The organism is Brachymonas moutaii (nom. illeg.) (assembly GCF_049977365.1).
Lineage (GTDB): Bacteria > Pseudomonadota > Gammaproteobacteria > Burkholderiales > Burkholderiaceae_C > Brachymonas.
Genome location: NZ_JBNGEN010000001.1, coordinates 386,481 through 401,558 on the forward strand (window position 1 = coordinate 386,481; position 15,078 = coordinate 401,558).

Annotated in this window: 14 protein-coding genes; 3 read left to right on the plus strand and 11 right to left on the minus strand. The window is 64.9% G+C overall.

The window, feature by feature from the left end; all coding sequences use genetic code 11:
- Nucleotides 1-109: 109 nt before the first annotated feature.
- The 5 genes from ACP2WS_RS01760 to hfq all read right to left on the minus strand — a co-directional run bounded on the left by ACP2WS_RS01760 (nt 110) and on the right by hfq (nt 4,437).
- Nucleotides 110-298, minus strand: a complete 189-nt coding sequence (locus tag ACP2WS_RS01760) for a DUF2065 domain-containing protein (protein ID WP_374490896.1) — start codon at nt 296-298, stop codon at nt 110-112.
- 8 nt (nt 299-306) lie between these two features.
- Nucleotides 307-1,203, minus strand: a complete 897-nt coding sequence (gene hflC / locus ACP2WS_RS01765; protein WP_374490898.1) for a protease modulator HflC — start codon at nt 1,201-1,203, stop codon at nt 307-309.
- A 60-nt stretch (nt 1,204-1,263) separates the two neighbouring features.
- Complete coding sequence (hflK, locus tag ACP2WS_RS01770; protein WP_426459224.1) at nt 1,264-2,685, minus strand: FtsH protease activity modulator HflK; 1,422 nt, start codon at nt 2,683-2,685, stop codon at nt 1,264-1,266.
- 206 nt (nt 2,686-2,891) lie between these two features.
- Entirely contained in the window at nt 2,892-4,040 is a 1,149-nt protein-coding gene (hflX, locus tag ACP2WS_RS01775; RefSeq protein WP_426459569.1) for a GTPase HflX, read from the minus strand.
- 136 nt (nt 4,041-4,176) lie between these two features.
- Complete coding sequence (gene hfq / locus ACP2WS_RS01780) at nt 4,177-4,437, minus strand: RNA chaperone Hfq (RefSeq protein WP_426459225.1); 261 nt, start codon at nt 4,435-4,437, stop codon at nt 4,177-4,179.
- 210 nt (nt 4,438-4,647) lie between these two features.
- Between hfq and hemH the strand changes: the two genes are divergently transcribed.
- Nucleotides 4,648-5,757: a ferrochelatase gene (gene hemH, locus ACP2WS_RS01785; protein ID WP_426459227.1), complete on the plus strand. Its 1,110-nt coding sequence runs from the start codon at nt 4,648-4,650 to the stop codon at nt 5,755-5,757.
- Between the two features lie 33 nt (nt 5,758-5,790).
- On the plus strand, nt 5,791-6,615 hold the full coding sequence (locus ACP2WS_RS01790; protein WP_426459228.1) for a YdcF family protein: 825 nt from the start codon (nt 5,791-5,793) through the stop codon (nt 6,613-6,615).
- A gap of 90 nt (nt 6,616-6,705) precedes the next feature.
- On the opposite strand, the gene ACP2WS_RS01795 is transcribed toward ACP2WS_RS01790, so the two are convergent.
- From ACP2WS_RS01795 to ACP2WS_RS01805, 3 genes are all read right to left on the minus strand, one after another.
- Complete coding sequence (locus ACP2WS_RS01795) at nt 6,706-7,278, minus strand: PqiC family protein (RefSeq protein WP_426459229.1); 573 nt, start codon at nt 7,276-7,278, stop codon at nt 6,706-6,708.
- Nucleotides 7,279-7,423: 145 nt separating this feature from the next.
- Nucleotides 7,424-9,289, minus strand: coding sequence for a PqiB family protein (locus tag ACP2WS_RS01800; protein ID WP_426459230.1), 1,866 nt, complete (start codon nt 9,287-9,289; stop codon nt 7,424-7,426).
- A gap of 311 nt (nt 9,290-9,600) precedes the next feature.
- Nucleotides 9,601-11,058: a paraquat-inducible protein A gene (locus ACP2WS_RS01805; protein WP_426459231.1), complete on the minus strand. Its 1,458-nt coding sequence runs from the start codon at nt 11,056-11,058 to the stop codon at nt 9,601-9,603.
- Between the two features lie 271 nt (nt 11,059-11,329).
- Here ACP2WS_RS01805 and ACP2WS_RS01810 point away from each other — a divergent pair, with 271 nt between their 5' ends.
- Nucleotides 11,330-11,998 (plus strand): riboflavin synthase, encoded by a 669-nt coding sequence (locus ACP2WS_RS01810; protein WP_426459232.1) that lies wholly within the window; start codon nt 11,330-11,332, stop codon nt 11,996-11,998.
- An 81-nt stretch (nt 11,999-12,079) separates the two neighbouring features.
- Here ACP2WS_RS01810 and ACP2WS_RS01815 read toward each other — a convergent pair whose 3' ends face one another.
- From ACP2WS_RS01815 to ACP2WS_RS01825, 3 genes are all read right to left on the minus strand, one after another.
- Nucleotides 12,080-13,171 carry an LD-carboxypeptidase gene (locus tag ACP2WS_RS01815; RefSeq protein ID WP_426459233.1) on the minus strand — a complete coding sequence of 364 codons (1,092 nt, stop codon included), beginning with the start codon at nt 13,169-13,171 and terminating at the stop codon, nt 12,080-12,082.
- A gap of 93 nt (nt 13,172-13,264) precedes the next feature.
- Nucleotides 13,265-14,776, minus strand: a complete 1,512-nt coding sequence (tadA, locus tag ACP2WS_RS01820) for a tRNA adenosine(34) deaminase TadA (protein WP_426459235.1) — start codon at nt 14,774-14,776, stop codon at nt 13,265-13,267.
- A complete protein-coding gene (locus ACP2WS_RS01825) occupies nt 14,773-14,982 on the minus strand; it encodes a hypothetical protein (RefSeq protein ID WP_374490920.1) in 210 nt (69 codons plus the stop codon). Before ACP2WS_RS01825 ends, tadA begins: the two co-directional genes overlap by 4 nt.
- Between the last annotated feature and the right edge of the window lie 96 nt (nt 14,983-15,078).

The following is a 15,078-nucleotide window of genomic DNA, read 5'->3' on the forward strand; positions in this document are numbered from 1 at the left end:
GATGCAGTGCTGTTAAAAACAGGATTCTACAAGGTTTCACATGGCACAGCAGGAAAACATGGCCTCCGCACGCCATGCCGCATCCTGGACACACGCACCCGAGAGCCCTTCAGGATACCCACCAGTACAGCAGGAGCCCGGCAACGACACTCATGAATCCGAACAGTCTGATCTGCTGATCCGTCATGCGGGTGAGCCGCAGGAAGGTCTCGCGCCAGCGCGCCGGCAGGAGCATCGGCATGAGTCCTTCAAACATGAACATGAAAGCCAGCGCAAGCCAGAAAACATCCTGCTGCATGGCTGACCTCACTTGCCACCAGCCATGGCTCCGCCCTGGTGCATGAGCTTGAAGAAGTCATTGGAAGAAGGATCCACCACGACCACATCGCCCTTCTTCTCCATCACGCTGCGATAGGCATCGAGATTGCGATAGAAACGCGCGAACCGGGGGTCCTTGCCGAACGAATCGGCATAGAGACGGGTGGCCTGGGCATCCCCCTCCCCCTTCACGCGCTGGGCATCGCGGTAGGCTTCGGCCACCGCCACGTCGCGCTGCCGGTCTGCATCGGCCCGAATCTTCTCTCCTTCGGCGCTGCCGGTGGAACGCAGCTCGTTGGCTACGCGTTCACGTTCGGCCTGCATGCGCCGATAGACGGATTCGGTGATCGCCTCTGCGTAATCCACGCGGGTGATGCGCACGTCGACCACGTCAATCCCCCAGGGCTTGCTGCCGCGAACGGTCGCGAGCACCTGGGCCTTCACGTTCTGCATGAGGGCCTCCCGCTTGGTGGACAGCACTTCAGTGACGGTGTACTTGTTGATTTCCTGCTGGAAGGCATTGCGCACCACGCGGGCCAGCTGCAGACTGCCGGCAGCCTCGTCCAGGCCCACGTTGCGGATGTAGGCCTGGGGATCGGCAATGCGCCAGCGCACATACCAGTCGACGACCACGCGCTGCTTTTCGGCCGTGAGCATGGATTCGTTGTCCTGGCTGTCAAGCACGAGCAGACGCTTGTCGAGGAAGCGCACGTTCTGGAAGGGGGGTGGAAACTTGGCATACAGGCCGGGCTGGGTCACGACCCGGTTGATCTGCCCCATGGTGTAGACCACGCCGAACTGGCGCTGGTCGACGACGAAGAGCACCGAGGCCAAGGCCATCAGGGCCACCACCAGGCCTATGACGAAGGCGATCACTTTATTCATGAGCGGAAATTCTTTCGTATGCGTGCAGGAAGCGGACAAAAAGGCTGCAAGGGAAACGGGTCATTGGTTGCGGCTGCGCGCGACGTCCGGATCGCGGCTGCGTGCATCTGCCACGGGATCATTGGAACCTCCGGTGGCAGCCTGGGCTGCAGAGCCAGGAGACTGGGTCCCCGCTCCGGCAGAAGACGCGGCACCAGTCGACGTCGTCCCGGTGTCGGAGGCAGCCGGCTTGGCTGCGCCAGCTGCGGCAGAGGTGTTCTGCAGGATTTTGTCGAGCGGGAGATAGAGCATGCTGCCCTGACGGGTTTCCACCAGGATCTTGGTGACGCTGGAGTACACCTGCTTCATGGTGTCGATGTACATGCGGTCACGGGTGGCCTGGGGAGCACGCCGGTATTCCGGCAGGATGGCATTGAAGCGCTCGGCATCCCCCTGCGCCTGCGCCACCACCTTGGCCTTGTAGGCGTCGGCCTCCGACTTGAGGCGCGCAGCCGTACCGGTGGCCATGGGCACCACGCGCATGGCGTAGGCCTGCGCTTCGTTCTTGGCGCGCTCGCGTTCCTGACCGGCCTTGAGCACATCGTCGAAGGCGGCCTGCACCTGCTCTGGGGGACGCACACCGCCCTGCTGCAGGTTGACGCCCACGACGTCGATGCCGATCTGGTAGCGGTCGAGAATGGCCTGCATGAGCTTGCGCACACGCGGGCCGATCTGGTCACGCTCCTCTGCCAGGGCCGCATCCATGCGCATGCCGCCGATCACTTCGCGGATGGCGGTCTCGGCAGCCTGCACGACGGCCTGCTGCGGATCGCGGCTGGCAAAGAGATAGTCGCGTGCATTGCTGAGTCGATACTGGACGGCGAACTTGATTTCGACGATGTTCTCGTCGGCAGTCAGCATGGCCGAATCGCGCAACCCTGTGCTCTTGACGATGCCGTCGGAGCCTATGTCCACCGACCGGATCTGAGTGACATTGACCGTCTCATGGCGCTCGATGGGATAGGGGAGTGTCCAGTTGATGCCTGCTCCCACCGTGGTGCGGTACTGCCCGAAGCGGGTCACGACGGCCTGCTGCCCTTCCTGCACGATGAAGAAGCCACTGAGCAGCCACAGCACCAGTGCACCGGTGGCGATGGCACCGATGCCCAGCCCGGCTCCCTTGCCATCCGGAATGCGTCCACCGCCCTGCCCTGCTCCTGGGGGCTGCCCTTCACCACCGCCTTGCCTGTTGCCCAGCAGACGCCCGATCTTGCGGTTGAAGTCCCGCCAGAGTTCGTCGAGATCCGGCGCTGCACCAGCATCCTGGCGGCCGGGCTGGGAGCCTGGCCGTGGAGCAGATGGACGGGGCTCCTGTGCAGGAGGAGGCACATCCCTGTCGGGCTGGGCCGGCGGCGTCTCGTCGTCCTGCCGCCCCCAGCGGGGATCATTGAGATTGAATACATGGGTGGTCCCTGCTCGCAGAGAACGGGACAGCCGCCTCATGAAACCGGAGGTTCGGGAAGCAAGGGGCAAACGGACGGACGGATCGTTGGAATGCATGGAAATGGGGCAGCAGGTTCGGATCAGAAGGGAGATGCAGGAAGGATCAAGCCCATCCTGAAACAGGACGCACCCAAGCCAGATGCTGCCGGAATGCCGAAGTTAAAGAGACTATACCAGCGCAGCGGGCGCGACCGGACCGGACCGGCTCAGTCGAGCGGCCGCAGGGGATCCGCGTGCGCATCGTCGGCCAGCGTGCGGGACGCGGCCTCGCGACGGGTTCGCACCGCATCGGCCATGGCCTCGCGCACGGCATCGAGCCCCAGCCCCTCGCGCGCACTCACGTGGACGCGGGGAATCTGCCGATGGTCCACCTCATAGGTGTCCACCAGCGTCCGGGGGCGACGTTCAGGGGGAATGGCATCGAGCTTGTTGAATACCAGCAGCTGGGGAATGTGATCGGCGCCGATCTCGGCCAGCACCTGCTGCACCTCTGCAATCTGCTCCACCCATGCGGGACTGGAACCGTCGACCACATGCAGCAGCAGATCGGCATCGACAGCCTCCTGGAGTGTGGCCTCGAAGGCTTCGACCAGACCATGGGGCAGCTCACGGATGAAACCGACCGTGTCCGACAGCGAGACGCTGCACTCCACCTGCGGCAGATAGAGCTGGCGCGTGGTGGTGTCGAGCGTGGCAAAGAGCTGGTCGGCCGCATAGGCCCTCGCCTTGACGAGGGCATTGAACAGGGTGGACTTGCCGGCATTGGTATAGCCCACGAGAGAAACGGCAAACGCGTCGTTGCGCCGCCGCTGCCGCCGCTGGGTGGTACGCTGGCGCTTGACCTTTTCGAGACGCTCCTTGGTGCGCTTGATGGCTTCACCGATCATGCGGCGGTCGAGCTCGATCTGCGTTTCACCGGGGCCTCCGCGCATGCCGATGCCGCCGGCCTGACGTTCGAGGTGGCTCCACCGCCGCACGAGCCGCGTGCTCAGGTACTGAAGACGCGCCAATTCGACCTGCAGCTTGCCCTCGTGGCTGCGGGCCCGCTGGGCGAAGATTTCGAGGATGAGCATGGTGCGATCGTTGACCGGCATGTCGAGAGAGCGCTCCAGGTTGCGCTGCTGGGCTGGGCTCAGTGCCTGATCGAAGAGCACCTCGGTGGCGCCATGCTCGGCAGCCAGGGCACCGATCTCTTCTGCCTTGCCGCTGCCGACGAACAGGGCTGGATCGGGCGCGCGGCGCTTGCAGGTCAGGTGTGCGACCGGATCCAGTCCGGCCGTCTGGGCCAGCAATCCCAGCTCTTCGAGCTCGGCATCGAAGTGCGGGAGACCGAAGTCGACCCCCACGAGCAGCACACGCGGGCGGGACTTGTCGGGAGAATGGGAAGAACTCAAGGCAGAAGGTGAAAAATCATGCGGCGCATGCATCCTTCCAGGAGAAGGCTGTCATGCGCCGACGGAACCCCGGACAACCGGGCGAAAGGGAGTGAAATCAGGCTGCGGCGTCAGGGCTTGCCTGTGCCCCTTCGGCCGTCAGCGAGAAGTTGACGGCGCGCCCAGGAACGATGGTGGAGATGGCATGCTTGTAAACCATCTGGGTCACCGTATTGCGCAGGAGGACCACGTACTGATCGAAGGATTCGATCTGTCCCTGGAGCTTGATGCCGTTGACCAGATAGATGGACACCGGCACATGCTCGCGACGCAAGGTATTCAAAAAGGGATCTTGCAGCAATTGACCTTTATTACTCACGATATTCTCCGTGTTTGTTTGTGATTATCGAGTGAACTCAGACCATAACATAGCTGGAGAAGGTTCTGCCCGCTGCAAGAGGCAAAGCCCTGTTTTTTTGTGTCCAAAGGCACGGGAACGGCAAACGTCTCTGCACGATCGCCTGTCGGAGCGCTGTGCGAGAATTCCGATCCGGGCCGAATGACCGGTCCGAATCGTCGAGGAAAAAAGATGGTCTATCGCCCCGAACCCGCCCATGTGCATGGCCGGCGCAGCCGCGTTGCCGTGGTGCTGTGCAACCTGGGTACGCCCGAGGCCCCCCGCCCTGCCGAGGTGCGGCGCTATCTGGCCCAGTTCCTGAGCGATCCCCGCGTGGTGGAACTCCCCCGGGCGCTGTGGCTCACGCTGCTGCATGGAGTGATCCTGCGCACGCGGCCTGCACGTTCGGCCGCCAAATACGCCTCTATCTGGCAGAAGGAAGGCTCGCCGCTGCTGATCTGGACGCGCAGACAGGCCCAGCTGCTGCAGGGGTGGATGGGGCATCAGGGACACGACGTGATCGTGACCCATGCCATGCGCTACGGACAGCCTGCCCTCGACGATGTGCTGGACCACCTCAAGACCGAAGGCGTGGAGCGGGTGCTGATTCTGCCCGCCTATCCCCAGTATGCGGCATCGACCACGGCCAGTCTGCTCGATGCGCTGGGAAGCTGGGTGCAGCAGACCCGCTGGGTGCCCGAGCTGCGCACGGTGACGGCCTACCACAACCACCCTGCCTACATTGCGGCGCTGGCCCGACAGGTGCAGGCGCACTGGGAACGCGAGGGACAGGGCGAGCTGCTGCTGCTGAGCTTTCATGGGGTGCCGGCTCGTTCGCTGGCCCTGGGCGACCCCTACCACTGCCAGTGTCAGGTGACGGCACGGCTGCTGCGCGAAGCGCTGAGGCTGCCTGCAGAAAGGGTGATCGTGAGCTTCCAGTCCCGGTTCGGGCGGGCCCGCTGGCTGGAACCCTATACGCAGGCCACGGTGGAAGGCCTGCCGGCAAAGGGCGTGAAATCCATCGATGTGATGTGCCCCGGATTCACGGCAGACTGTCTGGAAACGCTCGAAGAAATCGACATGGAAGTGCGGCAGGCATTCCTGCAGGCGGGGGGGCAGCGCTACGCCTATATTCCCTGCCTGAACGACGCTCCGCACTGGATCGAGGCACTGGGTCAGATCGGTCTGCAGCATCTGCAGGGATGGCCCACGGCTCTGCCATCTCCCCAGGAGGCCCAGCTTGCAGAGCAGGTCCGTGCCGAGAGCGCGGCGCGGGCGCGTGCGATGGGTGCTCCCCAGTAGGTCCGGCGCCCTGCGCACAGGAAGACCATGCACATGATGGAGACGCTGTCAGGCTGGCTCATGGGTCTGGGCATGGCCAAGCCCGTGCTCACGGCCCTGGTTCTGCCTCCACTCGGCCCCCTGGTGGGACTGCTGCTCGGTCTGGGGATGTTGTGGCGTGCCCGCCCCCATGCAAGTGGGCCGGGGCGGATGTGGGTGGGCGTCTCGGTTGCGGCGCTGTGGATTTTTTCGTGCCAATCGACTGCTGTCTGGCTGGCCCGGCATGCCCTGCCGGTCTTTGCCCCAGTGACCCCTGCAGAGCTCCGGCAGAAGCAGGTGGACATGATCGTGGTGCTCGGGGGTGGCATTGATCTGCTGGCTCCCGAATATGGCACGCCCCAGCTCAGCCCTGTCAGCATGGAGCGACTGCGCTATGGCGCGTGGCTCGCCCGGGAAACGGGGCTGCCACTGGGATTTGCCGGAGGGGTGGGTTGGGGCAATGCGGGTGCCACGGGCACGGCAACTTCGGGAGTACCTGCCGAGGCTACCCTGGCAGCTTCAGTCGCGCCCCGTACCTTTGGCGTACCGCTGAGTCTGGCCGATGCCACATCGCGCGACACGCATGAGAACGCGGTGCAGATGGCCCGGCTGCTGAAGGCGAAGAACCTGCACCGCATTGCCCTGGTCACCAGCGCATGGCATCTTCCGCGCGCGCAGCGTGAATTTGCCCGCACGGGACTCGATGTGGTGCCGGCCCCGATGGGCTTCACGGGCCCGTATGAAAGAGGATGGCTCGATGCGCTGCCCAGCGGACACGGCATGATGGCCTCCCGGCAGATCCTGCGTGAATGGCTGGGCCTGATGCTTACCAAGGGATGAATGGGCCAGTCATGCCCGATACCTGCGCCCTCTGGGTGGGCGAGAGATCGCCGAGATGGCATGACCTGGAGCGCAAAGAGCCCCGTGCGATCAGGGAACACACAGCACGTCTGTGGCGCTTCGGCCAGCCGTGGCTGCAGAACCGCTGCGCAGACGGGCAAGCGTGCGACCGATCTGTTTCCCCCACTGCCGCATGAGGATCTGCTGGGCCTGTACGGCATCGGACACCGCAGGACCGGCAGGCACTCTGCGCCAGCTGCTCCGGCATACGAGCGCCCTGGACGCTTCTCCCGATGCAGAGACGGGGGCAAGGGCCTGCAGGGACCAGGTGGCATCGAGGTCCACGTATTGCCCCAGGGCCATGTCCATGCGCTGCACGGACAGTTGCAGCGCATACACAGGCAGCCCATAGCGCACGGCTCCGGGTGCAGGAATCTGCGCGTACTCGGGTCGTTCGAGCACCCCGGCAAGGACGGCACTGCGGATTTCGTCGGGCAGACCGCCCCGCCACTGGTCCTGCGGCAGGGGCACGACCTCGTCGCCGCCACTGAGCACCTGCAGTTCGGGACGGTCCAGCCCATCCGGGAGATGGACTTCTCCGGTGGTGATCAGAACCTGGGCGCGGTGGGTATCGCTGCTCCTCCCCGCTGCCTGCGAGGGCATGGACAGAGTGTGCAGCATCGGGAGCCGACCGGAGCCGCAGGCCGTCAGCAACCCGCTGCCGAGGCAGATACAGAAAAAACCTGTCCAGCGGTGGATTGCGGAGCGCGGAGGAAAAGGCAGATGCAGATGCGACTGGAACACGGCTTCATTCTCCGAGGGAACGGGAGGACGGTGATGGCACGGGGCGAATGGGAGACATCTGCTCGCTTCTTCCGCGCAGCAGGGCATCGGGCTGGGCCTGCAGAGAGTCGCTGAGCATGCGCACCGAACGGGCAGCCTTGCGTACCTCCTGCAGCGCATCGCTGGCCTGATCGGTCAGTCCGCCGGGTGCCAGGGTGCCCTGGGTCTTCTGAAGGGTGGCGTCGGCTGACTGCAGGGCATGCTGGGCGTCGACCAGGGCCTTGCGCGCTTCGGGCGTCAGGGTCTGCAGGCTGCGGTTGGCCGTATCCAGAGCGGCGGTAGCCGAATGCAGGGTGCGCTGCAGGTCGCTGCCGATCTGGTCGAAGCGCACCTTTTCGAGTCGACTGGCAATGCTGGCCAGCTGGTTCTGCAGCTGGTCGATGCCGCCCGGAAGAGAGGGAAAGATCAGGGTGTCGCCGCCAGCGGTGGCCACGGTCGCCGCAGAGGCCGCCGTGCGGACCCCATGTTCCAGACTCACGTAGAGCTGACCGGTCAGAAGGTTGCCATTCTTGAGTTGGGCGCGATAGCCATGGGTGATCAGATAGCGGACGAAGGCGAGGTCCTGCTGGCGCCGGGCAGCCTCGGTCCGCAGGCGGCCGCCTTCCTGCTGCTGGAAGTGCCAGTAGGCCGCTCCGAGCTGACGCGGATAGAGCGCTGCATCGACCCATACGAAGAAGCTCTTGCGGGCCTCGTCGTAATCGACGGAGGTATCGAGCACTTCGCCGATGGCCTTGCCCTGCAGCTCCACGGGGGCATTGATCGCCAGTCCACGGATCGACTGGTCATAGCGCATGCGGATCATGACAGGCGGCTCCTCGCGGGTGGCGAAGGCCTGCTTCTGGTTGTCGTAGAGGGTGAACACCGCATTCTCGGGCGCTGCCTGCGGCGCAGGTGCCGAGGCGGCGGCCGCCGCATAGGACACGGAGCGGGGACGATCTCCGAAGGCGATGCCCCCTGCCACGATGGAGGCCAGGGATTCGGTGTTGACCTTGAATCCATCCGAACTCACGGAGACATCCACTCCCGATGCGTTCCAGAAGCGGGTTCGGCCATTGACGAAACCGTCATAGGGATGATCGACGAAGATCTCGATGGCGACCTGCTTGCCGGAAGGATCGAGCGTGAACGATGTCATGCGCCCTACCTGCATGCGGCGGTAATACACGGGAGACCCGATGCCCAGCGATCCCATGGCCGGTGCCAGCAGTCGGAAGCGTCGCCCCTTGCTGTCGCGCATGACGGTAGGGGGCTGCTCCAGGCCGACGAATTCGAGCTGACTCGGACTGTCATAGGACCCGGCATCCACACCCACATAGGCCCCCGAGAGCAGGGTATTGAGCCCCGACACCCCTCCCAGCCCCAGCTGCGGCCGCACGATCCAGAACTTGGAATCGCGATTGGCGATGCGGGCCGCAGAGCGTTCGAGTTGAACCGAGACGACCACGCCCTCGCCGTTGTCCTCCAGCTCGATGCGCTGCACGGTGCCAATCACCACTTCCTTGTAGCGCACCTGGCTCTTGCCGGCCACGAGACCTTCGGCGGTCTTGAAATGCAGCTGCAGCCGGGGCCCTGTCTGCAGCCAGTTGTGCACGGCAAAGGACAGTGCGATGAGTACAGCCACCATGGGCAGCAGCCAGATGAGAGAAAAGCGCGGCCGCCGCACCGTGGCGCGCAGCACGGGCGATGGCGGAAGGGCATCATCGGTCACAGGCTCCGTACCGGGATCAGCGGCAGGCTCACGGGGCTGTTCGGCCAATGGAGAAGCGGACGGAGAAGCAGTTCCGTCGCGTTCGGGGGGCTTGGCAGCGGATTCGGAGATAGGTTCCGGCATGGAATGAAGAAGATCGCAGAGGGACAGGCGGGCCACGCCACACCCGGTACAGGCATGGCAGCTGCTGACACCGGCAGAACGTGGGACAAGACCTGTCCCATCCACACTCTGCCGAAGCGCAAGGTCTCTAGCTTAGCGGCTTCCCGGGGCCCGGGCATGTCGGATGGGAAAAGGATGTTCCGGCAGCCTGGCGCTCGCCGCATGGGAAACCGCCGTCCGTGCGCCCTCCCCTCTGCGGGAAATTTCCTGCCCGAGCCCCGGAGACAGACCTTGCTGCTCTCCTGCTCAGGGTTGTCGAACGGGGTATCTCCTCAGATCGGGGAAGACCGCTCCTTGGAAAATCCCCGGCAGAGGCGTGCTGCCCAGCTGCGTCGTGCCCAGGAGCGCTCCTGTGCCGCGTTCGGCTCCAGGGCACGGTAATAGGCATCCCAGAGCAGGCGGGGGTCGAAATGCTGTGCGGCCAGCATGGTGAACACCACCATCATGCCGAACGACCAGGCGGCCGGTCCGATCTTGACCTGCATGAGGCCGTCGAAATGCACCAGCGCAGCCAGCAGCACCACGACAAACACATCCAGCATCGACCATTGCCCTATCCACTCCATGGCACGGAAGAGCAGCGTATTGTTCCTGACCTCACCGAACCAGTTGCATCGCAGGCTCAGCAGGAGCCAGCCCATGACCGCAAATTTGAGCACCGGCACGGCCAGACTGGCCGTGAAGACCACCATGGCAATGCCGACCGAGCCGTTCTGATACAGATCGATCACACCGGACAGGATGGTGTGCTCGGCCGGCACGTTGTGCAGGGTGCTGGTCGACATGATGGGCATGAGGTTGGCCGGTACATAGAACGTCAGGGCGGTAAGCAGGTAGGCGGTGCACCGCGCGAGCCCGGCTTCCTGGCGATGGTGCAGAGCCGCTCCACAGCGCATGCAGCAGGGCTGCACGTTCCGTTGTCCTGCGGCTGGGTACGATCCCGCCTCCGGCAGTCGACGATGCACCATGCCGCAGCGATGACAGACCAGAAAGGCACGACGCCAGTCCGGCCCCGCCTGCGCCAGAGCCTGGGGCGTGAGGTGGCTTGCAGGCACCAGCCCAGACTCCTCGGCCATGCGCCACAGGGTGGGAGTATCGAGCCGTGCCAGCACGGCCAGCAGCGTGACCAGCAGCCCAAGAGCCACGAGGCCCAGGTCAATCTGCAGGCGTCCGATGCTGGCGAGCTTGATGAGCGCCACCAGCACCCCGAGCAGAAACACGGCCAGCATGTTCCAGTTCCGGGTCATGTCCACTGCGCGCAGCATGCGCACCAGCATGCGCGGCATGGCGCGGGCCGCAAGGCACCACAGGGCGCTGGTGAGGACTGCCAGCTCGGCCACCGGCAGCAGCACGGCAGTGAAGAAAGTCATCCAGCCCACCACCCAGTTGCCTGCATGCCAGGCGAAACGGATGCTCTCCCAGATGGAAGTGGACTGAAGGTTGCCCTGTACATCCAGGGTCACCAATGGGTAGACCAGCACATGCACCAGCATGATCCAGGCGGTGAGGCAGATGGCGAGCAGCTGCCGTGGAGTCCAGCCCTGGAAGCGCGCGAGCGCATGCCCGCACCGGCTGCATGAGGCCACCTCCCCGCGCCGGAGGGGGCCCACAGCCACCACGCTGTCACAGTGCGGGCACACCTCAAGCCGGGTATGGCACGACAGCGGAGCACCTGCTTCCTGCGGTGCCCCATTGGCACACAGCAGGGAAGAAAACAGCTTGGACGACATGCAGCGGGATGGAACGAAGCGGTGAAAGGGGGATGGATCCGCATACCCGCTCTCCTGGACACGCGGCAGAACGAGGCCCTGTGTCCGGGGCATGTACGGACTTCTACAATGGCACCATTGTCCCGCAGAACGCCTGCAACGGCCACAAGGGCCACGAGCCGTTCCCGGGGCCTTGACGTTCTTTCGCCATTTCTCTATCTGGGAGGATGAAGGGGGGCCGCACGGCTCCAGAAGCTTCCTGTCCTCCCCTGCCCTTCAGGAGTTTCTGCCCATGTTCACAGGCATCATCACCGGCACTGGCCACATTCGCCACATCACGCCCCTGGGCGATACCGCTGCCCATGGCAAGCGGCTGACCCTCCAGGCGCCGGCAGGCTATCTGGACGACGTGGCCCTGGGCGACAGCATCGCCATCAACGGTGCCTGCATGACCGTGGTGGCATTCGACCAGCAGGCAAGCACCTTCGACATCGACATCTCGGCCGAATCGCTCGACAAGACCTCCGGACTGGATCGCGAAGGACTGGTCAATCTCGAAAAGGCGCTCGGCGCCCATGAACGCCTGGGTGGACACATCGTGAGCGGCCATGTCGATGGCATCGGCATGGTGCGCTCCTTCGATGCCGTGGGCGAAAGCCAGGAACTGCGCATTCTGGTTCCGCGTTCTCTGGCCCGCTTTCTGGCCTACAAGGGCTCGATCACGGTCAACGGCGTCAGCCTCACCGTCAACCGGGTCACCGACCTGTCCGGGCAGGAAGCGGCCTCGACCGGGTATGGCTGCGAGATCAGCATCAACCTCATTCCCCATACCGTGCAGAACACGGCCCTGCGCGTGCTGGAGCCCGGCATGCGCGTCAATCTGGAGATCGACCTGATTGCCCGTTACGTCGAACGCATGCTCGCGGTCAGCCCCGGCCTGGGAACAGCAGCCTCCTGCTGACCCTGGCCGAGAAGATGCCCCATCGCAGCTGCATCATGCTGCGTGCCGTGCCGGTCTTGCCGCACCATTCCGGCACCCTGCCTATGCAGCGGGACGTCCCGCATGGTCATGGTCATGGTCATGGTCATGGTCATGGTCATGGTCATGGTCATGGTCATGGTCATGGTCATGGTCATGGTCATGGTCATGGTCATGGTCATGGTCATGGTCATGGTCATGGTCATGGTCATGCGAAGGGAAGGGACTGTGTCCCCACATCAGCAGACGGTCGCGCCCTTCCACCTCGAAATCCACCCGTGCGCCCACGGGCAGCATCACCTTGGTGGGCACATGCCCATGGGGAAGCCCGGTGAAGATGGGGGTGCGTGTCTGTGTGCGGAGCCAGCGCACGACGGCTGGCATGCCGAATCCCCGATCCTGGGGCAGACGCCTGTAATCGGTGAACTGCCCCAGCAGGATGGCACGCTGCCGATCCAGCACGCCGGCATGCAGCAGCTGGGTGAGCATGCGCTCGATGCGATAGGGCTGCTCGGCCACATCCTCCAGAAACAGCACGCCCCCTTCCACATGCGGGAAATAGGGAGTCCCCAGCAGGCTCGTGAGCACACACAGGTTGCCCCCCCACAGGGTCGCATCCCGCACGGGGGCCTCCAGCGCGGGGAGCTCGTCTTCGGGCTCCTGCCGCTTGGTCACATACCAGCCTGCGCCCTCGCTCGACCCATCCAGCAGTTCCTCGAAGCAGGCCTGGGTGATGTCGTCCGGCTCCTCGGCCTGCCCCCAGTCGGCAAGAAGAAGATTGCCGGCCCAGGTGGGGGTTTCCAGCCCCTCGCGCGCCAGAAGGGCCAGCTGCAGGGCCGTGAAGTCGCTCAGCCCGACGAACAGCGTGCCATGCGCAATGGCATGCGCCATGTCCCGATAAGGCAGGCGCGGCAGCAGCCGCGTGAGCCCGTAGCCGCCCCGCGTGGGCAGCACCATGTCGGCCCCGCTGGCCGCTGCACGCGCGATGGCGGCCAGCCGAACCTCGTCGTCGCCGGCAAAGCGCTGAAAGGTCGACAGGGCATCCCGATCCTGCTCCACCTGGTGTCCGAGCGCCTCCAGCCGCTTGATGCCGCGCCGATAGGCCGCCTTGTCCCGAACGGCCCCCGAAGGAGAATAAATGTAGATGTGCGCCATGTGCGGACTTCCTTTCTTGCTATCGATGAACAGGGGGCTCTCCATGCCCCGACAGAGGGGAGCCCGTCCCGGTGGGCACGGGCCAAGGAGCCATCATGGCCCCTGCGTCTGCTGCGCACGAAGCTGCACCATCAGCGGCGCCAGCGCCTGCGCATGGTCCTGCGCATGCCGTGCCAGCCATGCGAGCAGCGCGGCACCGCAGCAGCCAGGCTCCAGTCCCTCGGCCAGTGCCGGACAGGCGTCGCCCTGCCCTGACACTGCGTCAGAATGCGCCTCGACGTCCAGAAAAGCCGCATCCTGGGGGGCAGGTGGAAGCACTGCGCTCCAGGCGGGCCATCGCCATGCGGCACGGTGTCCGGCATCCGGCCAGGGCAAGGTCCAGACTTCCCGGCTCTCCCCGTGCATGCTGCTGGCCCAGTGTCTGCCCGGATCGAACGAAGACTTGCGGGCACAGGCCAGCCTCCAGGCACGGGCAGGCTGACGGCTCAGCACTTCCCAGGCATCGCCCCATACGGGGTCGAGCGCCTGCCAGACAGGGCCGCGTTCGTGCGCATCGGCTTCACCCTGCCCGGATTGTCTGGACTGCCCAGACTGTCGCACCCACCGGGCGGCCAGCATGGCCGCACTGTCGTGGCTCACGATCAGTGCGGGAGCCATGCCGGCCGCCGGGGTCAGCTGCTCCCACCACTGCATGAGCAAGTCCAGCTGCCCCTGCAGGGAATGCTGGGCAGTCTTCTTGGGCTTGTCGCTCAGGCCATGCCCCGGAAGGTCCGGTGCCAGCACCCGCCATCCCGTCGCATGCAAGGCCGCTATCCACGGCTGCCACTGCGCCGCCTGCGCCGCATAGCCATGCAGCAGGACCACCGAGGGGCGAGTCGTGTCACCGGGCGCACTGTCGTGGTAGTGCAGGCGCCAGGCAGGAGCCTTTGTTTCCGGCACGCAGGGCACCAGTGCCCAATGGCTGGTTTCCGGATTCCACAGAGGAAACATGGCGCAGACCTGCCGAAGCAGGCGCACCGCGTCCTCGCGCAGTGGCGCATGCGCCGGATCATCGCGACGCATGGCACTCCGCTCGCGCCGCTCCCTGAAAAAGGCGCGCAACACCGTGGCACATTCCTGCTGCACCTTGCGCAGGGTTTCCGGCATGGGAACTTCGTCGGCCCCCAGCAGACGGACACGGGTCTGGTGATTGAGCGCCTCCTGTGCAAAGAGATTCACCACCGATCCGGCCGCTCCGGTCCGGGGATCGGCCACCGCATACACCACTTCCGCAAGGCGGGCATGGAGCATCGCCCCGCTGCACATCGCACAGGGCTCCAGCGTCACGTAGAGAGTACAGCCTTCGAGCCGGTAGTTGCCGAACTGCCGCGCAGCTTCCCGCAAGGCCTGCACTTCGGCATGGGCACTCGGGTCGGGCCCCTGAATGCAGGCATTGCCTCCCCGGCCCAGCAGGGTTTTGCCATCGGGAGCAACCACCACCGCTCCCACCGGCACCTCGCCTCGCTGGGCAGCCAGGCGGGCCTCCTGCAGCGCCATGCCCATCCAGTGAGCATCGGCCGCCGCGTCACCACCCTGTTCACGGACATCCATGAATTCCTGCTTCATTCGGACTGCTTGTCGAGCTCGCGTTGCTGGTTCTGCTGGGCTGCCTTGAGGGCCTGTTCCATCTGGCGCTGGGCATCCCGCACGTTCACGGCTCCCTGCGCCCCCGCCGCCACGCTGGAACTGGAGGCCGGCGCAGGCGCCACGGCCGTGAGCTGCTTGCGCACCATGCCCGCGATCAGGAGCACTACCACCAGCAACCCCACCATAGAAAAAATACTCCGCATCTTTCGCCTCCCCGTGCATTCCAGCGCACTGCCCCTCATTGTGCCGCGTCAGGCCCTGCCTGCCGGCCTTCCCGAAGA